Here is an 18514-nt window from a genome sequence, read left to right as displayed (position 1 = left end):
CTCACGATCCACCGTCAGATCATCCGCGAACCCCCGATCACCACTCGCATCGGGCACATACTTCACACAGACAACGATCCTCAAGCTCACGACGGTGCTCCTGACTCCTACCGATGGAGGTTTTGTCCCGTCGAGGCTATGGCACCAAGTACCCTCTGTAAAGGTACCCAGTGCCAAAACCGTCGTTCCGGTGTTACGTTGCCCGCCATGACTGAGGTGCGCAAGCGACGCAATGCCGATGTGCCCATGCGGGAGGCGCTCGCCGAGGCCGCCTTCGAACTCTTCCTCGACCGGGGGTTCGAGCGGACCACGGTGGACGACATCGTCGCGCGCGCGGGCGTCGGCCGCCGGTCGTTCTTCCGCTACTTCCCCTCCAAAGAGGACGCGGTCTTCCCCGACCACGAGGGCTGCCTCACCGAGATGACCGCCTATCTGGAGGCGAACGCGGTCTCGGACGACCCCGTCGGCACGGTCTGCGACGCCGCCCGGATCGTGATGCGGATGTACGCGGCCAAGCCGGACTTCTCCGTCCAGCGCTACCGGCTCACCCGCGAGGTGCCGGGCCTGCGGACGTACGAACTCTCCGTCGTGCGCCGCTACGAGCGCACCCTCGCCCAGCATCTGCGGGCCCGCGGGCCCGAGACCCCGGACGGGTCGCTGCGCGCCGAGGTGATCGCGTCGGCGGTGGTCGCCGCGCACAACAACGCCCTGCGGTCGTGGCTGCGGTCGGGCGGCGAGGGGGACGCGGAGGCCGCGGTCGACCACGCGCTCTCCCTGGTACGGGACGTCTGGGGCGCGGAGCCCGCGTCCGGCGCGGTCGCGGCGCCCCTGACCGTCGTACCGCCGCTGCCCGAAGGGGACGGCGAGGTGGTGGTCATGGTCGCCCGTAAAGGCACCCCCGTCTGGCGGGTGGTGCAGGGGATCGAGGCCGCCCTCGACCCCTCGACCGCCACCCCCTGACCAACCCCCGACCACCCCCTGACCAACCCCTGCCCGACTCTGACCACCCCTGACACCGGCGCCCGGCACCCGCCCGTGCCGAATACTGGCACCCAGTACCTATACACCCCGGCACTGAGTGCCATATGGTGCTGAGGCGCCAGCCCGAGCCGCCGAGTGCAGGGGGTCGTCTCATGTCCCAGCCCGGAACCGACAGTCTCGCCGCAGAAGTGGTATCAGAGGCGGACACCGGTCTGATCTACCAGCGCTGCCGTTGGTGCGGCACCGCCTCGTTCCGCAAACTCCTCTGTCCCGTCTGCGCCTCCAGCGATCTGGAGGAGGACCGCAGTACGGGCGAGGGCATCGTCATCCGCTCCGCCGTGGTCCACCGCTACACCCGGGTGGCCCGCAACGAGTCCCTCATCCGCTTCCCCGAGGGCTTTATGTTCCGCTGCCGTGTGGTGGGAGCCGCGCCCCATCTGGTCTGGGTGGGTGCCCGGGTCCGGCCGGTTGCGGGAACGGGGCTCGACTCGGGCGAACTCGTCGTCGAACTCTGCGACTCCGTCCGCCATATCGACTGGCACTGAGCCCCGCCCGAACCGCCCTACCCGCGCCCCGAGGCGTCCGACGCCCCCGACGCCTTCAGTACGACGCAGTCGCGGTCCCCGCCGCGGACGAGACAGACCCGGACCCGGCGCAGCGCCGACCCGTCGACGGCCACCATCGGTGTCGACACGGAGGCCATCGCGTCGAACCGGTCATGCACCTCGGCCCGTTGCGGCTCGCCGTCCCCCACGGCGATCTCCACCCGGTCGCCTTCCGTGCCCCGGTCGAGCCTGGCCCAGACGGTGTCGCACACCGCCGAGCGCCGGACCTTCACGATCACGCCGCCGAAGTCCCGTTCCGCGACGGTGACCGGGGGAGCGGCGGCGGACGAGCAGCGGGCCGACTCCGGATTCGTACCGGTACACGTGGCACCGTGGCAGGCCGGTCCCGCGACGGTGCCGCGGCCCTCCACCGCGCTCCGGGCCCGCTGGTCCCCGACCCGGTCCCCGCCGCGGTCCCCGGCGACGAACGCCACCCCGGCGGTCAGGCCGCCCAGGACGCAGACGGCGGCGGCCACCAGGACGGGCAGCCGCCGGCGGCGTATCGCGGGAGGCGGCGCCGGTGTGCTCGGGGCCGTCTGCCCCGCGGCCGTACCGGCTGTTCCGGATACGGCGGGGCCCGCCGCCCCGCGTCGGCTCACCGCGTCGTCCGCGAGCCGCCACAGGGCGACGGTACGGTCCCGGCGCTCGCCCGCGAGCGCGCAGAGCGTCTCCACGGCCTGCCGGGGCGGCAGCACCTTCCCGTTCAGATAGCGCTCCCAGGAGGACTTGCTGTACGGGGTCTTCGCCGCGAGCCCGGCGAGGCTGAGGCCCGTCGCGGTCCGCAGCTCCCGCAGGTCGGAGGCGAGTTTGACGCACTCCGGCGGCAGTCCCGGCAGGACACCCGGCGGCGGACCCGGTGACGGGCCCGGCGGCGGACCGGGTCGCGAACCCGGTGGCGAACCGGGTGGCGGGCCTTCGCCGTCCGGCCGTGCGGCGCTCACCCTCGCAGGGCCTTCCAGGTGTCCGGCCCGATCACTCCGTCCACGGCGATCCGGCTCTGGTCCTGAAGTCTTTTGACGGCGCGCTCGGTCCCGTTGCCGAAGGCGCCGTCCGCGCCGCCCGGTTCGAGTCCGTGGTGCGCCAGCAGGCACTGGGCCTCGACGACGGACCAGCGCGTCGAGTACCGCTCGATCAGTTCGGTACGGGTGCCGCTGTAGCCCGCGGAGAGCAGACCGTCCCGGTCGCGGCGCACCTCGCACGGATAGACCTTGCCCGCCTCGAAGGCGAACTCGCCCAGCTTCGGATGGGAGTCGACGGTGGCCGCGGTCTTCGGCACCGCTTCCGCCGGTTCCTCGTCCCAGCGGTCGATCAGGACGAACGCGCCCAGGATGAGCAGGGCCGTCAGCGCGCTGGAGACGGCGGCGACGATCCACGGGTTGGGTCCTGACGCCCGGCGGGGCCCCTCGGGCACCGGGTCCTTCGGGGGAGCCGCCCCGGGCTCCGGATCGCCCTGATCACCGGGATCACCGGGATCGTCCGGTGTCTCCGATTCGTACGCCTCGGCCGCGAGTTCGCGCAGGACGAGCAGGGGTTCCCGGTCCACGTCGCAGAGTCGGGCCAGCGCCTCGACCGCCGCCGCAGGCGCCGGGGAGCGGCCGTTCAGATAGCGGTCCCAGGAGGACTTGCTGTATCCGGTACGTCTCGCGAGCGCGGCCATGTCGAGCTCGTGATGGTCCTTGAGTCCACGTAACTCGGCGACGAACCGCGTGATTCTCGGGTCCGTCCCCTCGGGCAGTGCCTTCCAGCGCGGGTGCATGATCTTCAACCCCCCAGCAGACCGGCGCCCTCGGCGTTGAGGACGCCCCGTCCAGTCAAACACGGCCGTCCCGGCGTGCCGAGACGAACGTCGTCCCGTCCCGGTAAGACCTCGTCCCGGCCCGCGTCACCGCAGGTGGAAGGGGTGGTCCTCCCGGGGTCGCCCGATCCTGTCGCGGTCTCTGGCGCCGGGGTGGTCCACGGGGCCAAGCTCTTTCACAGCGGGGCCCCGCCGATCGGGGGACGGCGGGGCCCCACCTCTTCCTCCACGGGTGACGGGTGACGAGGACGGGCGACGAGGGACGGGCGACGGGCGTCAGGCCAGGATCTTCGCCTTCGCCCGCTGGAACTCCTCCTCCGTGATCGCGCCCTTCTCCTTCAGATCGTGCAGGCGCGCCAGTTGGTCCACGTCCCCGCCCGGGGCGCCGCCGCCCTCGGTCGCGGTCTTGCGGATGTACGACTTGAAGTCCGCCTCGCGCTCCTTGGCCGCGGTGATCTCGCGTTCGCCCATGGAGCGGCCGCGGAAGATCACGTACAGCAGGACGCCGAGGAAGGGGAGGAGGATCACCAGGATCATCCAGCCGGCCTTGGCCCAGCCGTTGAGGGAGTGGTCGCGGAACAGGTCGGTGATGACCTTGAACAGCAGGAACAGCCACATGATCCAGAGGAAGAACCAGAGCATGGTCCAGAAGAGGTTGAGGAGCGGGTAGTCGTCCATCGTCGGCTCCGTTCGCGGGGCGCGGGATTTACTCAGTAGCGGAGGGCCTGGGAGACGTCGGTCTTCACCTCTCCCGTCAGCTTGCGGTTGCTCTTGGCCGTCGCGGACTTGGTGCCGTTCGCGGGGACGTCCGACACGGTCACCACCGTCGTGTCGAGGAGGTTCCCGCTCGCGTCCTTGTAGTCGACCTTCACCCCGAAGGACTTGGTGGCGTCGGTGGTGTTGCGGACGGTGACGTCGACCGTGCTGTAGCCGTCCTTCGCGGCCGGCGCGGCCAGGGTGACGTCGTCCTTCGCGTTCACACCGCCCTTGATCTCGTCGAGCTTGTTCCCGGCCGCCGAGGTGGCCGATGCGATGGCGGCCGTGGCCTCCGCGCCGACGGAGGAGGCGGCCGAGGCCGCCGCCGACGCCGCCCCGGACACCACGGACGAGGGGCTGTTGCTGTTGCCGCACGCGGTGACACCCGCGGCCAGGACGGCGGCCGTGAGGGCCGCGACGGCCGCGCTGACGGCGGGGCGCTGCCAGGGACGGTTCATGTCGTACGTCTCCTTCCGGCGCTGAGGGCGTACAGGGCCAGTGAAGGAGGGGTACGGGCCGCGCGCATGCGGATGTCCGCCGTTCGGGTGAATGCGGGGTTCGCGTCAGGGCGCGCCGGGAGGGCTCATTCCTGGCCCTCGGGGTGGAGTCGCGGCATGCGCCGGTCGAGCCATCGGGGGGTCCACCACGCCTTGGGGCCCAGGAGCGTCATCACCGCAGGGACCAGCAGCAGCCGGACGACGGTCGCGTCGATCAGGACGCTGGCCGCCAGGCCGAGGCCGAGCATCTTCACCACGATGTTGTCGCTGATGACGAAGGCCGCGAAGACACTGACCATGATCAGTGCGGCGCAGGTGATGACCCGGGCGGTGATCTCCAGCGCGTGGGCCACGCTCGCCCGCGCGTCGCCGGTGCGCAGCCATGCCTCGTGGACCCGGGAGAGCAGGAAGATCTCGTAGTCCATGCTCAGCCCGAAGACGATGGCGAACATCATCATGGGGACGTAGCTCTCGATGGGCACCTTGCCGGAGACCCCGAGCGCAGGGCCGCCCCAGCCCCACTGGAAGACGGCGACCACGACACCGTACGAGGCGGCGATCGACAGCACGTTGAGGACGGCCGCCTTGATGGCGACGAGGATGCCCCGGAAGACGACCAGGATCACCAGGAAGGCGAGTCCGACGACCGCCGCGATGATCAGGGGGAGGCGGGCGGAGACGATGTCGAGGAAGTCGACCTGGGCGGCGGTGCTGCCGGTGACGTAGGTGTGGGCGGCGGTGCCGGTGACCGCGTCGGGCAGGACGTGGTCGGTGAGCCGGTTGACCAGCTCGGTGGTCCGTTCGTCCTGCGGGGACGCGACGGAGTAGGCCGTGCCGACGAGGACGTCGCCGTCGGCCGTGGGCCGGAGCGGGGTGACGGTCGCCGCGTCCGGTACGGCGGCGAGCGCGTGCTGGAGCGACGTCCCCAGCGCCGCCCGGTCCGACGGCGGTACGGCGCTCTGGTCGACGACGAGGGTCAGCGGCCCGTTGGAGCCGGGGCCGAACGCCGCCGACATCAGGTCGAAGGCGCGGCGGTCGGTGAAGGAGGTCGGGTCGGCGCCGTCGCCGATGTGTCCGAGCTGCATGAAGAAGACGGGGTACGCCAGGACCGCCAGCACCAGGACCCCGCCGGCCAGATACCACCAGGGCCGTCGCTCGACGCGGAGCGCGTACCGGTGCCAGACGCCGGACACCGTCTCGCCGGGCTCCGCGTCGGTCTCCGCGACGGGTTTGCGTACCTTCAGCCGGTCGATGTGCCGTCCGATCAGACCGAGGACGGCGGGGACGAGGGTGAGGGCGCCCAGGACCGCCGTCACGACGGTCACCGCGGCGGCGAGGCCGAGTTTGCCGATGAAGCCGATGCCCGAGACCCAGAGACCGGACAGGGCGATGACGACGGTGCAGCCGGAGAGCAGGACGGCGTGTCCGCTGGTCGCGGTGGCCTTCCCGGCGGCGGTCACCGGGTCGTCGCCGTTCATCAGGTTCTGCCGGTGGCGGGTGACGAGGAAGAGGGCGTAGTCGATGCCGACGCCGAGCCCGATCATCGTCGCCAGGGTCGGCGACACGGTCGCGAAGGTGGACGCGGCGGCGAGCAGGGCGAGCAGCGCCAGTCCGCACAGGACGCAGATCAGGGCCGTGACCAGGGGCAGTACGGCGGCGACGATACTGCCGAAGCCGATCAGGAGGACGATGATCGCGACACCGAAGCCGATGGCCTCGCTCAGCCGGTCGTTGGGTTCCGGCCGGGCCAGTTCGCCCAGGGATCCGCCGTACTCGACGTCGACGCCCGCGGCGCGCAGCGGTTCGACGGCCGCGTCGACGCCGTGGAGATAGTCCGGGCCGAGGGTGGACGGGGGGACGTCGAACCGGACGGTGATGTACGCGGTCTTCCGGTCCGGCGCCAGCGGCCCTTGGTTCGACGAGGGCACCGACAGGGGGTCCTGGGCGGACAGGACGTCCGGCAGCTTCCCCAGGTTCGTCACGGCCTGCGCGATCTCGCCGGAGAGCTGGGTCAGCGGACGGTCGGCGTCGTGCAGTACGACCTGGCTGCTGTAGCCCCCGGCGGCCGGGTCGTGGGTCCGCAGGACGGTGACGCCTTCCTGGGACTGGGTTCCGGACAGCGTGAAGTCGTCGGAGTACTCGCCCCCGTAGGTGTGGTGGAGCACCTGGAGGGCCGCCAGCGCCACCAGCCACGCCACCACGACGAAGACCGCCCGCCGGGCACACCACTCACCGATCGTTCGCAGCACACTCCGCATTCAAGGCGCGGGCGGCGGTACCGGCACGCGGTACGCGGGGAACGGGTGACGGCCGCCAGGCGAAGGAGGGAAAGGAGGGAATGGGCCGAAGAGGTGGCGGGTGCCCTGATCTCCCGGGTTGTCGGGGAGTGTCGTCCGTGCCCCCTCGAACGCGCCCCCAGCGCGCCCATTGCTACCGGCCGAAAGCAGTGCCGCGGCCGGGCGTACGCCGGTGGCGTCCGTTACGGCTGCCCGGGTCGGCCGTTGACAGCGTGAACGCGGGCCACGCCGAACCGCGCCCGATCGCCGCCCGAGCCCTGTTTGGAGACGCCCTTGCACGGTCACGCCACGCCCGCGTCACATCAGCCCCAGCACTCCGCCCCCGGCCGTTACGAGCAGCACCCCGCCGGCGCCCGCCCCGAGCCGCCGGCGAAACAGGCACTCAAGAGCTATGCCGCCTCGTCGCTCGGCTACGCGCTCTTCGCCACCCGCTGGCTCCAGGCACCGCTGTATTTCGGCCTTGTCGCCGCCCAGGGCGTCTACGTCTACAAGTTCTTCAACGAGCTGTGGCATCTGATCCAGCACATCATGAGCGGCCAGGCCGACGAGACCATGGTCATGCTGGCCGTGCTCAAGCTCGTGGACGTCGTGATGATCGCCAATCTGCTGATCATGGTGATCGTCGGGGGGTACGAGACCTTCGTCTCCCGGATCGGCCTCCAGGGCCACCGGGATCAGCCGGAGTGGCTGTCGCACGTCAACTCGAACGTCCTGAAGGTCAAGCTGGCGACGGCGATCGTCGGGATCTCGTCGGTCCATCTGCTCCAGATGTTCGTGGACGTCGCCCACACCTCCCAGCACGCGCTGCTGTGGGGGACGGTCATCCATATGGCGTTCATCCTGTCGGCCGCGATCCTCGCCTATATGTCCGGGCCGATGGAGAACGGAAACCACCACGACAGCGGTCCTTCGCCCGCAGCCGCGCCGGGCGGCCCGGCGCCCGAGCCGGTCCCCGTGGCCGTACCGGCGGCCGTACCGATGGCACCGGCCCCCGCGTATATGCCCGCGCCCGTGCCCGCCCTCATGCCGGCCCTGGTGAAGCCGGCCGCCGTGGTGCCGGAGCCCGTGCCGCGTCTGGAGACCGTGCCCGCGCAGCCCACCGACTCCCACCTCAGGGACGGCTCGTCGGCCGAGACCCGGATCAGGAACGCCGACTTCCCCGCCCGTAAGACGCTGGAGGAGTACGACGCCGACCAGCAGCGCGCCTACGACTGGGAGACCATCACCCGGCTGGGCGAGCTGGACTTCGTCGGCGCCCGCCGCAACGCGGTCTTCCTCGGCCCGCCCGGTACCGGCAAGACCCATCTCGCCGTCGCCCTCGGTATCCGCGCCTGCCGGGCCGGGCACGAGGTCGCCTTCGCCACCGCCGCCGAGTGGGCCGCCCGGCTGGCCGGGGCACAGCGCGCGGGCCTGCTGGCGGAGGAGCTGGGCAGGCTGGACCGGTACGCGCTGCTGGTGATCGACGAGATCGGCTACGTACCCTTCGACGCCGAGACCACCCAGCTACTCTTCCGGCTGGTCGCGCACCGCTACGAGCGGGCGTCCTTGATCGTCACCGGCGACCGGCCGTTGTCGCAGTGGACGGAGACCTTCGGCGATGGACCGGTGACATACGCCCTGCTGGACCGGGTGGCGCACCACGCCGATGTGATCACGCTCAAGGGCGACAGCTACCGGCTGCGGGACCGCGATCTGACCCCGCGGCTCGACGTCGACTCCGCCCGCCACTGAGACCGGGCGGGACGGCCGCGCGAGCATATGGAGGTACGTCCGCGGGGCCGTCCCGCCAACGGGGCTACGGAGCTCTGAAGAGTCCCGGGAAGCGGGGCGCGAGCCAGGGTCTGGGGCCGCCGGGCACGAGATGCCCCCGGGCCACCGCCCGGCCCGGGGAGCAGCGGCCGAGCGCCATCAGCAGAAACGTCACCGGCTCGGTCCTGATCACACAGTCGGCGTCCGGCAGCGGCTCGGGCCGCACGGTGACCGCGCCGTCCGCGACCGCCACCCCGAACGAGGAGCCGCCCCAGAGCCGGTGGGTGTAGCGGGCGCGGAGCCCGGCGGCGGCCGGGGCGTGTACGACCCGCGGCATGGTCACGTACAGAAAGGGCAGGCACAGCTCGACCCGGGCCCGGTCGATCATGTGCGGCCGGCGCAGCGCGCGGGCGATGTCCCAGCCGTGGCCGAGCATATGGGTCAGCAGATACGAGCCCAGGACGGCGTGGTTCATCGGCCCGAGCGGGGTGCGCAGAGGTGTCTCGGGGTCGTCGTGGTCCGGGTTCGCGGTGACGAAGGCCGCCGCCCGCTCGGCGATCATCGCGGCCAGTGGGCCCGGCGCCCGTACCGGGAACGCGGCCAGCGCCCGCGCGTTGGCCCCGGCCAGGCTCCCGGGAGTGCCGTCGCCCCACACGCCGCCCCGGCCCGCCGCGATGTCCGCCATCAGGCCGCCTGTCTGGGCGAGATGCGCGGCGGTCTCGCCGAGCGTCCAGGTGAGCCCGGGTACGGGCACGGCCGGGTCGACGGCGGACCGCAGCAGTGCCACGACGTCGTCCGCGGTGGTACGGATCGCCTCCCCGAGCCCCTCGGGCAGCGCGCGCCTCCGGCCCATGGCACTCCTCCCCCTCCGGGACGACCGCCCGCCCGCCGACGGGAGCCGGTCCGCCCGACCCAATCACCCGCCCGCGCGGTCGACAAGGGCCGGGACCCGGCCACCGGGGACGCCGCCGCCGACGACGGCCGGGCACCCGGGTCCGGACCCGGTCCCGGACCCGGCGCCGCCGGCCGGCGTCAGGGCTTGCGGGCCACCGCGCCGTACATCGCGACCTGTTCCGGCGCCACACCCTCCTGCGCGGGTCCCGGGCGCCAGCGGTGGACCTGGGTGAGGCCCGGCTCGACCAGTTCGAGCCCCTCGAAGAAGGCCCCCACCTCGGCCGTGCCGCGCGGGACCATCGGGATGCCCCGGCTCTCGTACTCCACCACCACCCGGGCGAACCCCTCGGGCGCGAAGTCGGCCGTGGCCGTGGAGATCGCCAGATAGCTGCCGGAGGGCAGCGGGTCCAGCAGCCTGCGGACCAGGGCGTAGTCCTCCGGCGGCCGGATGAAGTGGAGCATCGCGATGACCGTCAGCGCCACCGGCTGCCGCAGATCGAGCAGCGCCCGGAACTCGGCCGACCGCAGTATGGCGTCGGGCTCGCGCATATCGGCGTCGATATACGCGGTCCTGCCCTCGGGCGAGCTGGTGAGCAGCGCCTCCGCGTGGGCGAGGACGATCGGGTCGTTGTCGACGTAGACGACGGCCGCGTCGGGCCGCTCCTCCTGCACCACCTCGTGCAGATTGGGCGCCGTCGGCAGCCCCGTACCGATGTCGAGGAACTGCCGGATGCCCGCCTCGCGCGCCAGATGGCGGGCCACGCGCTCCATGAAGAGCCGGTTCTGCCGCATGCTGACCGGCAGCGACGGCCAGCCCGCGACCATCGCGTCACCCGCCTCGACATCGACGTCGTAATGGTCCTTCCCACCGAGGATGTAGTCGTAGACCCGCGCCGAATGGGCGCGCCCCGTGTCGATCCGGTCCATACGACCCCTCAACTCCCGTCTGATCAGGCGTGGTTGTGGAGTCTAGGCGCCGGTCGGCGCGGTTTCGTGACGCCGTGCCGTGATATCACGGCACCTCTGTCGGGGCGCCCTGCCTCCGTGACGCCGCGCCGCCGGTGCGGTATCGGTGGGGGACCGGCAGACCCGCCGTACGGACGCGTGGGCTGCCGGTACCCACCGGAGGTGGCGGATGGCGACGAAGGAACCGAAGGAACCCACGAACCCGGCCGGGGAGAAGGACACGGATGTCGTGGTCGTCGGGGCCGGGCCGACCGGGCTGCTGCTCGCCGGTGATCTCGCCGCCGCCGGGGTCCGTGCCGTCCTGGTCGAGCGGCGGCCCGCCGGGCTGAGCAATCTGACCCGCGCGTTCGGCGTCCACGCCCGTACCCTCGAACTCCTCGACGCCCGCGACCTCGCCGACGAACTCGTCGCCACCGGGCACACACTGAGCGGACTGCGTCCCTTCCCGCGTCTGGGGATCGACTTCGGGCGGCTGCGGACCCGTTTCCCGTTTGTGCTGATCACCCCGCAGTACGAGGTCGAACGGCTGCTGGAGCGCCGGGCGCGGGACGCGGGCGCCGAGATCCGGTACGGGACCGAGCTGACCGGGCTGCGGCAGAACGCGGCCGGGGTCGTCGCCGAGACATCGGCGGTCGGGACGGCCGCCCCCGGGGAGCTGACCGCCCGCTATCTGGTCGGCGCGGACGGCGCGCGCAGCACCGTACGCCACCGGCTCGGGCTCCCCTTCCCCGGCGGTTCGGCGATCCGGTCCATGGTCCTGGCGGATGTCCGGCTCGCCGACCCGCCCGCCGAACTGCCCGCCGTGAGCGTCACCGGCGACGCCATCGCGCTGCTCTTCCCCTTCGGCGACGGCTGGTACCGGATGATGGGCTGGGACCGGTCGCGCCAGCCGCCGGACACCGAACCGCTCGCCGCCGACGAGATCCGCGAGCTGACCCGGCGTACCCTCGGCTCGGACTTCGGGATGGGCGAGCCGCGCTGGATGTCCCGCTTCCACTGCGACGAACGCCAGGTACCGGCGTACCGCGACCGCCGGGTCTTCCTGGCGGGCGACGCGGCGCACATCCACACCCCCGCGGGCGGCCAGGGCCTGAACACCGGCCTCCAGGACGCGGCGAACCTGTCGTGGAAGCTGGCGGCGGCCCTGCGCGGGGCGAGCGGCGACCCCGAGGCGCTCCTCGACAGCTATGACACCGAGCGGTACCCGGTGGGCCGGGCGGTGATCCGCAGCAGCGGGGCGATCATGCGCCTCGCGATGGCCGGTACGCCCCTGAAGCGGGCGGCCAGGACAGTACTCGCCGGGGGCCTCGCGGTGCTGCCACCGGTGACCCGGCGGGCGATCGGCCAGGTCACCGGCCTCGGCATCGCCTACCGCGCGCCCCGCGGCGCCCACCCCCTGACCGGCCGCCGCGCCCCGGATCTCACCCTCGCGGAGGGCCGGTTGTACGCACTGTTGCGCACCGGCGGCTTCGTGCTGATCACCCCGCCGCACGCGATCCCCGTCACCCACCCCGGAGTCCGCCACACCCACTGGCGGACCCCGGACCGCGACACCGAACTCCTGGTCCGCCCCGACGGCTATATCGCCTGGGCCTCGTCCCACCCGGCGAGCACATCGTCGTTGCGGGCGGCGCTGGGGTGGTGGGCGGGGGAGGTGTAGCAGAGACCCGGGCCCGGGATCAGCGGAGGCCGCGCGCTTCGAGGACGGCGGCGCACTCCTTCGGGACGGCCATGTCCCGTACGGTCATACGGCCCGGCACGGGCGTCCGTCTCGCTTCCTCGGCCCTGAACCACTCGACCTCGTCCGCGACCCACTCGCAGTTCACGGCCGTCGGGGTCGGGGTCGGGATCGGACTCGGGATCGTGCGCGGTACGGGGGCGCGGTCGGTCGGGCCGACGGCCTCACCGCCGGCGCCGAGGGCGATGGTGGCGCCGAGACCGGTGAGGCACAGGGCGGCCCAGACGGCGGTGATCCGGCGACGGGCCCGGCGGCGGGTGGTGTCGGGATCGGGATGGGGCTCGGGATGGGGCTCGGGATCGGAGGTGCTCGGCACGCGAGCACGGTAGCGCCCCCGAGTGTCGGCGGGGTTATCACGTGGTACGCCTCCGCCGGCCCGCCTCCTTCCCCGGCTCCCGCCACGGCGGTACGGCGGCGATCGTCACCGCCCGCAGCGCCCACTCCCCGGGGCCGTACCGATGGCGACGCAGCCACCGGTGGGCGAGGAGCAGTTGGGCGAGGAAGACGGCCGGGACGACCGCGACCAGGGCGAGCGGCGGCAGCCGGTCGATCAGGCTGAAGCCGTAGCCCGTGAACAGGACGCCCAGGGTGAGGGACTGGAGCAGATAGGCGCTGAGGGCCGTCTTCCCGAGGGGGGCCAGGAGTCGTTCGACCGTCGCGCCGCGCGCCGTGCGGAACAGGGCCAGGGCCAGGACCACGTACGACGCCGTCAGCAGCGGCGCGGTCAACTGGCCGACGCCGAACGCGATGACCTCCAGCGACGAGCCCGGCCGGTAGGCCGCGCACCAGCCGTAGAACGCGCCGCCCGCGAGCCCGGCCGGGAGGCCGAAGAGGAGGATCCGGCGCCGCAGCGGGCGGTGGGCGTCCGGGTCGGCGAAGAGGCGGAGCCGTCCGGCGGCGAGGCCGAACAGGAACATCGCGAGCGAGCTGGGGCCCTGGATCAGCGCGAGGATGCCGAACGTCTCACCGAAGTGGCCCGCGTGGTACGCGGCCGTGGCACCGGCGTCGCCCGTGAAGGCGGCCAGCTTCTCGCCGGGCGCCGAGCCGGGGCCGGCCGCCTGGTCGCCCGTGGCCAGGCCCGCGATGCCGAGCAGCAGCAACGCCGTACCGGAGAGGGCGATCAGGGCGATCGCGGCGCGGGCGGCGCGGCGCGGTGCCGTCCCGCGGCAGGCCAGGAGGGCGAGGCCGAGGAGTGCGTACAGCGTGAGGATCTCACCGTGGAAGAGGAGCGCGCCGTGCAGGAGGCCGAGGGCGAGGAGCCCGGCCTGGCGGCGGAGCATCCGGGGCCCGAACGCGGCCGCCGACCGTTCGGCGGCGGCCATCTGGAGCGTGAAGCTGTAGCCGAAGAGGAAGGAGAAGAGCAGATAGAACTTGGTCTCGAAGAAGAGCGACACCACGAAGCGGACGGCGTGGTCGAGGGCCGAGTCATAGGCCGGGTTCCCGGCGGACTGGGCGTAGTACGGGTCCGCGAAGGCCCAGATGTTGACGGTGAGGATGCCGAGGAGCGCGAAGCCGCGCAGGGCGTCCACGTTGAGCAGCCGTACGGCCCGGTCGGCGCCGGGGGCGGTGCCCGGTGCGGCCGATACCCCGGGCGCGGCCTTGGCGGTTTTCTTCATTGATATGCGATGCATGTCCCGTTCCTGTTCCTGTGTCCGGCCTCCCCGCCCGCTCCCTCGGGCCGGTCCGGATCGGAACACAATCATAAAGTGACCAGTCAATTAATTAAAGACCGCCACTCCGGCCGGACTCCGGCACCCCCGGCCTCACCCCCGCACCCGCCTCCGACCGCGGCATATGCCGTAGCACGTAGGCCCGTTCACGCCGGGTATCGACATGGCCACGACTGCACCCGCTATGGGTCAAGAGTGTTAGGCGTGCCTTGCCTAAGTTGTAGGGTGTCGGGGTCAGTCCGGCCGTGAGGAAGGAACGTGGTGCCCATGGACGGTCCCCGCCTGGTGGCCGAGGACCTGGATGTCGGGCACGCGGGTCGCCCCGTGCTCCGACAGGTCGGCCTCGAACTGCGGCCCGGCGCCGTCACCGTACTCGTCGGCCCCAACGGCTGTGGCAAATCAACCCTGTTGAGAACGGTCGCGGGCCTGCTGCCGCCCCTCGACGGCAAAGTCACCGTCGACGACGCCCCCCTGGAGTCCTTCTCCCGCAGGTCGCTCTCCCAGCGACTCGCCTTCCTCCCCCAGTCGTCGCACGCGCCGGCCGGGGTGACCGTCCGCGAACTCGTCCGCCACGGCCGCTACGCCCACCGCGGCGCACTCGCCCGGCACACGGCCGACGACACCGAGGCCATCGACTGGGCCCTCGGCGTCACCGACGCCGAGCCCCTCGTCGACCGCCGCCTCGACGAACTCTCCGGCGGTGAGCGCCAGCGCGCCTGGCTGGCGATGGTGCTGGCCCAGCGGGCGGGCGTACTGCTCCTCGACGAGCCCACCACCTATCTCGACCTGCGGCACCAGTTCGAGGTGCTCGACGTCGTACGGCGGCTCGCCCGCGAGCACCGGATAGCGGTCGGGGTCGTCATCCACGATCTGATGCAGGCCGCGGCGTACGCCGATGACGTCGTGGTCGTGGCCGACGGCGGCGTCACCGCGGCGGGCACCGCCGACGAGGTCCTCACCCCCGAGGTCATCCACCGCGCCTTCGGGCTGCGGGTGAACGTCGTACGCGATCCCGCCACCGGCTATCTCGCCTGCTTCCCGGCCCGCGGCGACGATCTCCCCGCGGCCCGGGACGGGTCGGCGGCCCCGGAGAAGGCGGCGGCTCCGGACGGAGCGGCGACCGGCGCCGACGACAAGACGGCCGGCGCGTCACCCGTGCCCTGACGGCACACCGGACGGCGCACCCGACGGCACACCCCGCCCGACAACGGTGGTCCGGTCGCCCGGACGCCGTCCCGCGGTGTGCGGCGCCGCCACCGACCCCCGTATCACGCAGCACATCCAGCACATCCAGCACACAAGGAGAGTTACCCTCATGCGGAATCTGGTGCGCACCCTCGCGACGGGCAGTGCCGCCGTGGCCCTCGCCCTGGCCGTGACCGGGTGCGGCGGCGACACGGCCGGTGACACCGCGGGCGACACCAAGGGCGGCGACAAGGGCGCCAAGGGCGGCGCGATCAGCGTCGAGACCGCCCAGGGCAAGGTCAGCCTGAACAAGCCCGCGACCAAGGTCGTCGCCCTGGAGTGGACGTACACCGAGGAACTCGTCGCGCTCGGCGTCACCCCAGCGGGCAACGCCGACAACAAGGGCTACGGCACCTGGATCACCGCGAAGGGCGCCGAGCTCCCGCAGGGCGTCACCGATGTCGGCGACCGCAACGAGCCCAGCCTGGAGAAGATCCGCGCCCTCCAGCCCGACCTCATCGTCATCGACAACGAGCGGTCCAAGTCGAACCTGAAGCAGCTCCAGGACATAGCCCCGGTCCTCGCCTTCACCTACACCACCAAGCCGCAGCTCGACACGATGAAGAAGAACTTCGGCGAGCTGGCGAAGGCGGTCGGCAAGACCAACGAGGCCACCGCCGTCAACCAGCGGATCGACGCCGCGGCCGCCGATCTGAAGGGCCGGCTGGAGAAGGCGAAGAAGGGCGGGCTCACCTACGCGCTCGGCCAGGGCTTCACCGCCAACGGCACCGCGTCCGTCCGGATGCTCACCGACGACGCCATCGCCCCGCAGGTGCTCAACCTGGCCGGGCTGAAGAACGGCTGGACCGGCAAGGGCGATGTCTGGGGCATGACGACCGTCGGCGTCGAGGGGCTGACCTCGACCGCGAAGGACGCCAACTTCCTGTACGTGGCCGCCGCCGCCGACAACCCGTTCACCGGCGCTTTCGCCAAGAACCCGGTCTGGAAGAACCTCGACTTCGTCAAGGGCCAGCGGGTCCAGCCGCTCGACCCCGGCACCTGGCTCTTCGGCGGCCCGCTGTCGGCGCTGCACATCCTCGACGAGACCGGTAAGGCACTGAAGGTCTGATGGCCGTCCCCGTCCGGCTCCCGGCCCGCACCGCCGGGAAGCACGACCAGGGGTCCGGACCCGGCCGCCCACGGGCCCTGCTCGTGGGCGGCGGCCTCGGTCTCGCCCTGTGCGCGATCGCCGTACTCCATCTCGGCATGGGCTCGTCGGGGGTCGGCGTCGCGGACGTCCTCGCCGTCGTCTTCGGCGGCGGCGACGCCCACACCGAGGACATCCTCGTCGGCGCCCGGCTGCCGCGTACCGTCACCGGTCTGGTCGTCGGGATCGCCGTCGGCGTCTCCGGCGTCCTCGTCCAGGGCGCGACCCGCAACCCGCTCGCCGCGCCCGACACTCTCGGCGTCAACGCGGGCGCCTACTTCGCGGTCGTCCTCGTCGCCTACACCGGTCTCGACCTGGGGCCGCTGCCGTCCGGCGCGGCCGCGTTCGTCGGCGGACTCCTCGCCATCGGCCTGGTCTACCTCCTCAGCAGCGGCGGAGTCCTCACCCCCGGGCGGGTCCTGCTCGCCGGGGCGACCGTCGCCCTCGCCGGCACGGCCGCCGCCGAGTTCCTCCAGATGCTGGACGTCGAGGCCACCCGCGGCCTGTTCTTCTGGGGCAACGGCACCCTGATGCAGTCCGGCCTCGAACGGCCCCTGACCACCGGCGCGATCGTCCTCGTCGTCGCCTGCGCCGCGCCCCTGCTGGCCCGGCCGCTGGATCTGCTGGCGCTCGGCGACGAGACCGCGTCCGCCATGGGCGTACGGGTGGACCGGATCCGGCCCGCCGCGTTCCTCGTCGCCGTCCTGCTCTCCGCGACGGCGGTCTCCCTCGCGGGCCCCATCGGCTTCATCGGCCTGATCGCCCCCGTCATGATCCGCGCCCTCGGCATCCGCGCCCACGCGCTGCTGATCCCGCTCTCCGCGCTGCTCGCCTGCGCCGTCCTGCTCGGCGCCGACGCGGCGGCCCAGGTCGTGGTCCCGCCGTCGGCGGTCTACACATCGGAGATCCCGGTCGGTGTCGTCACGGCGCTGATCGGCGGGCCCGTCTTCATGCTGCTGGCCCGCCGGATCAGTACCGGCGACGCCGACACCGGGGCGGCCGTCGCCGTCTCCGGGCGGCGGCGCGGGCCCGCGTACGCCGTCGTCCTCGGTATCGGGCTCGCCGTGCTCGCGGTCGCGATGGTGGTGTCCCTGCGCCTCGGGGACGTCGAGATCGGCTACGACCGGATCATCGCGGCGCTCACCGGCACCACCGACCCCGTCGTGGAGTCGATCGTCTCCTACCGGCTGCCCCGGATCATGGTGGCGGCGCTCGCCGGAGCGTGTCTGGCGGTCGCGGGCTCGGCCGTCCAGGCCGTCGTCCGCAATCCGCTCGCCGAACCCGGACTCATCGGCGTCACCGCGGGCGCGTCGTTCGGCGCCGTCCTGATCATCGCCGTGATCCCGTCGGCGCCCGCGATCACCCTGCCGCTGGCGGCGGGCGTCGGCGGCATCCTGATGCTGCTGCTCGTCGTCGCGATCGCCCGCGGGCCACGACGCGGCGGCGGCCGGGCCGGACTCGACCCCACCCGGGTCGTCCTGGTCGGCCTGGGCGCGGCGGCCACGTCCATGGCCCTGGTCAACATCATGGTCGTCAGCTCGCAGATGAACATCTCGGCCGCCCTCAGCTGGCTCGCGGGCAGCACATACGGCCGCGACTACGACGCCCTGGGCTGGCTCGCGGTCCCCGCGGTCGTCGCGATCCTGCTGGTCGTGGCCGCCCGCCCGGTCAATCTGCTCGCCCTCGGCGACGAACTCCCCCGCGCGCTGGGCCTGGAACTGAGCCGGGCCCGGCTGCTGGTCCTCGGCGCGGGCGCCCTCCTCGCGGCGGGCACCGCAGCGGCGGTCGGCGCGGTCGGCTTCGTCGGCCTGGTCGCCCCGCATCTGGCCCGCAGGCTCGTCGGCAACAACGGCGCGCGGATGATCCCCATGGCGGCGGTACTCGGCGCGGTCCTCGTGGTCGCGTCCGACGCCATCGGCCGTACGCTCCTGGCTCCGACGGAGATCCCGGTCGGGATCGTGACGGCGCTGCTCGGCGCGCCGTACCTGGTGTGGCTGCTGCGCCGGACGAAGCCGGACGGCTCCATGTGACGGCGCGCCCGTCACCGTACGGCCGCCGGCCCCCGTCGTGACGACGGGGGGCCGCGGGCCCCCGGGCCCCGGCGGGCCCCCCCCCCCCGGCCCCCGGTCGTATAAAAAAAAACCCAGCCCCCACCACGTGGGGGAAGTGGGGGT

Annotated in this window: 16 protein-coding genes and 1 pseudogene; 7 read left to right on the top strand and 10 right to left on the bottom strand. The window is 72.6% G+C overall.

The genetic code is table 11. The annotated features are described in order from the left end of the window. A pseudogene (locus ACFXG1_RS31000) lies at positions 1 to 90 on the bottom strand (electron transfer flavoprotein subunit beta); the annotation flags it as partial. A gap of 117 nt (positions 91 to 207) precedes the next feature. On the opposite strand from ACFXG1_RS31000, the gene ACFXG1_RS30995 reads away from it, so the two are divergent. After that, positions 208 to 960 (top strand): TetR family transcriptional regulator, encoded by a 753-nt coding sequence (locus tag ACFXG1_RS30995; protein WP_384745515.1) that lies wholly within the window; start codon positions 208 to 210, stop codon positions 958 to 960. A 173-nt stretch (positions 961 to 1133) separates the two neighbouring features. Further along, positions 1134 to 1526, top strand: coding sequence for a Zn-ribbon domain-containing OB-fold protein (locus tag ACFXG1_RS30990; RefSeq protein WP_384709170.1), 393 nt, complete (start codon positions 1134 to 1136; stop codon positions 1524 to 1526). Between the two features lie 17 nt (positions 1527 to 1543). Here ACFXG1_RS30990 and ACFXG1_RS30985 read toward each other — a convergent pair whose 3' ends face one another. The 5 genes from ACFXG1_RS30985 to ACFXG1_RS30965 form a co-directional block, all read right to left on the bottom strand. Further along, complete coding sequence (locus tag ACFXG1_RS30985) at positions 1544 to 2527, bottom strand: helix-turn-helix domain-containing protein (protein WP_384709167.1); 984 nt, start codon at positions 2525 to 2527, stop codon at positions 1544 to 1546. Then, positions 2524 to 3342, bottom strand: a complete 819-nt coding sequence (locus ACFXG1_RS30980) for a peptidoglycan-binding protein (protein ID WP_384709182.1) — start codon at positions 3340 to 3342, stop codon at positions 2524 to 2526. The genes ACFXG1_RS30985 and ACFXG1_RS30980 overlap by 4 nt, the downstream gene beginning before the upstream one ends. Positions 3343 to 3657: 315 nt before the next feature. Beyond that, positions 3658 to 4059 carry an SHOCT domain-containing protein gene (locus ACFXG1_RS30975; protein WP_384709164.1) on the bottom strand — a complete coding sequence of 134 codons (402 nt, stop codon included), beginning with the start codon at positions 4057 to 4059 and terminating at the stop codon, positions 3658 to 3660. Positions 4060 to 4091: 32 nt separating this feature from the next. Next, the gene (locus ACFXG1_RS30970) at positions 4092 to 4595 is read right to left on the bottom strand and encodes an FxLYD domain-containing protein (RefSeq protein WP_384709161.1); all 504 of its coding nucleotides are present in this window, start codon (positions 4593 to 4595) and stop codon (positions 4092 to 4094) included. A 125-nt stretch (positions 4596 to 4720) separates the two neighbouring features. Further along, entirely contained in the window at positions 4721 to 6892 is a 2172-nt protein-coding gene (locus tag ACFXG1_RS30965; protein WP_384709158.1) for an MMPL family transporter, read from the bottom strand. A gap of 312 nt (positions 6893 to 7204) precedes the next feature. Between ACFXG1_RS30965 and istB the strand changes: the two genes are divergently transcribed. Beyond that, entirely contained in the window at positions 7205 to 8662 is a 1458-nt protein-coding gene (istB, locus tag ACFXG1_RS30960; protein WP_384709155.1) for an IS21-like element helper ATPase IstB, read from the top strand. A gap of 64 nt (positions 8663 to 8726) precedes the next feature. On the opposite strand, the gene ACFXG1_RS30955 is transcribed toward istB, so the two are convergent. Together ACFXG1_RS30955 and ACFXG1_RS30950 are read right to left on the bottom strand one after the other, a co-directional pair. Then, a complete protein-coding gene (locus ACFXG1_RS30955; protein WP_384709152.1) occupies positions 8727 to 9533 on the bottom strand; it encodes a maleylpyruvate isomerase family mycothiol-dependent enzyme in 807 nt (268 codons plus the stop codon). A gap of 179 nt (positions 9534 to 9712) precedes the next feature. Next, positions 9713 to 10501: an SAM-dependent methyltransferase gene (locus ACFXG1_RS30950; protein WP_384709149.1), complete on the bottom strand. Its 789-nt coding sequence runs from the start codon at positions 10499 to 10501 to the stop codon at positions 9713 to 9715. Positions 10502 to 10709: 208 nt separating this feature from the next. Here ACFXG1_RS30950 and ACFXG1_RS30945 point away from each other — a divergent pair, with 208 nt between their 5' ends. Next, a complete protein-coding gene (locus ACFXG1_RS30945; protein ID WP_384709146.1) occupies positions 10710 to 12200 on the top strand; it encodes an FAD-dependent monooxygenase in 1491 nt (496 codons plus the stop codon). Positions 12201 to 12219: 19 nt separating this feature from the next. On the opposite strand, the gene ACFXG1_RS30940 is transcribed toward ACFXG1_RS30945, so the two are convergent. Then, on the bottom strand, positions 12220 to 12594 hold the full coding sequence (locus ACFXG1_RS30940; RefSeq protein ID WP_384709143.1) for a hypothetical protein: 375 nt from the start codon (positions 12592 to 12594) through the stop codon (positions 12220 to 12222). Between the two features lie 37 nt (positions 12595 to 12631). Further along, complete coding sequence (locus ACFXG1_RS30935; protein WP_384709140.1) at positions 12632 to 13909, bottom strand: DUF418 domain-containing protein; 1278 nt, start codon at positions 13907 to 13909, stop codon at positions 12632 to 12634. A 306-nt stretch (positions 13910 to 14215) separates the two neighbouring features. Between ACFXG1_RS30935 and ACFXG1_RS30930 the strand changes: the two genes are divergently transcribed. The 3 genes from ACFXG1_RS30930 to ACFXG1_RS30920 all read left to right on the top strand — a co-directional run bounded on the left by ACFXG1_RS30930 (position 14216) and on the right by ACFXG1_RS30920 (position 18370). After that, positions 14216 to 15112 carry an ABC transporter ATP-binding protein gene (locus ACFXG1_RS30930; RefSeq protein ID WP_384745510.1) on the top strand — a complete coding sequence of 299 codons (897 nt, stop codon included), beginning with the start codon at positions 14216 to 14218 and terminating at the stop codon, positions 15110 to 15112. Between the two features lie 151 nt (positions 15113 to 15263). Next, positions 15264 to 16262, top strand: coding sequence for an ABC transporter substrate-binding protein (locus ACFXG1_RS30925; protein WP_384723587.1), 999 nt, complete (start codon positions 15264 to 15266; stop codon positions 16260 to 16262). Continuing rightward, positions 16262 to 18370 (top strand): iron ABC transporter permease, encoded by a 2109-nt coding sequence (locus ACFXG1_RS30920; RefSeq protein ID WP_384745508.1) that lies wholly within the window; start codon positions 16262 to 16264, stop codon positions 18368 to 18370. The genes ACFXG1_RS30925 and ACFXG1_RS30920 overlap by 1 nt, the downstream gene beginning before the upstream one ends. The last annotated feature ends 144 nt before the right edge of the window (positions 18371 to 18514 follow it).

It is taken from the genome of Streptomyces sp. NPDC059248 (assembly GCF_042753905.1).
Taxonomy (GTDB): domain Bacteria; phylum Actinomycetota; class Actinomycetes; order Streptomycetales; family Streptomycetaceae; genus Streptomyces.
This window is presented reverse-complemented; position numbering and strand designations above follow the sequence as displayed.

Coding starts and splice junctions, on each gene's coding strand:
- ACFXG1_RS30995 (WP_384745515.1), top strand. CDS start 208: ATGACTGAGGTGCGCAAGCGACGCAATGCCGATGTGCCCATGCGGGAG.
- ACFXG1_RS30990 (WP_384709170.1), top strand. CDS start 1,134: ATGTCCCAGCCCGGAACCGACAGTCTCGCCGCAGAAGTGGTATCAGAG.
- ACFXG1_RS30980 (WP_384709182.1), bottom strand. CDS start 3,342: ATGCACCCGCGCTGGAAGGCACTGCCCGAGGGGACGGACCCGAGAATC.
- ACFXG1_RS30975 (WP_384709164.1), bottom strand. CDS start 4,059: ATGGACGACTACCCGCTCCTCAACCTCTTCTGGACCATGCTCTGGTTC.
- ACFXG1_RS30970 (WP_384709161.1), bottom strand. CDS start 4,595: ATGAACCGTCCCTGGCAGCGCCCCGCCGTCAGCGCGGCCGTCGCGGCC.
- ACFXG1_RS30965 (WP_384709158.1), bottom strand. CDS start 6,892: ATGCGGAGTGTGCTGCGAACGATCGGTGAGTGGTGTGCCCGGCGGGCG.
- ACFXG1_RS30955 (WP_384709152.1), bottom strand. CDS start 9,533: ATGGGCCGGAGGCGCGCGCTGCCCGAGGGGCTCGGGGAGGCGATCCGT.
- ACFXG1_RS30950 (WP_384709149.1), bottom strand. CDS start 10,501: ATGGACCGGATCGACACGGGGCGCGCCCATTCGGCGCGGGTCTACGAC.
- ACFXG1_RS30945 (WP_384709146.1), top strand. CDS start 10,710: ATGGCGACGAAGGAACCGAAGGAACCCACGAACCCGGCCGGGGAGAAG.
- ACFXG1_RS30935 (WP_384709140.1), bottom strand. CDS start 13,909: ATGCATCGCATATCAATGAAGAAAACCGCCAAGGCCGCGCCCGGGGTA.
- ACFXG1_RS30930 (WP_384745510.1), top strand. CDS start 14,216: ATGGACGGTCCCCGCCTGGTGGCCGAGGACCTGGATGTCGGGCACGCG.
- ACFXG1_RS30925 (WP_384723587.1), top strand. CDS start 15,264: ATGCGGAATCTGGTGCGCACCCTCGCGACGGGCAGTGCCGCCGTGGCC.
- ACFXG1_RS30920 (WP_384745508.1), top strand. CDS start 16,262: ATGGCCGTCCCCGTCCGGCTCCCGGCCCGCACCGCCGGGAAGCACGAC.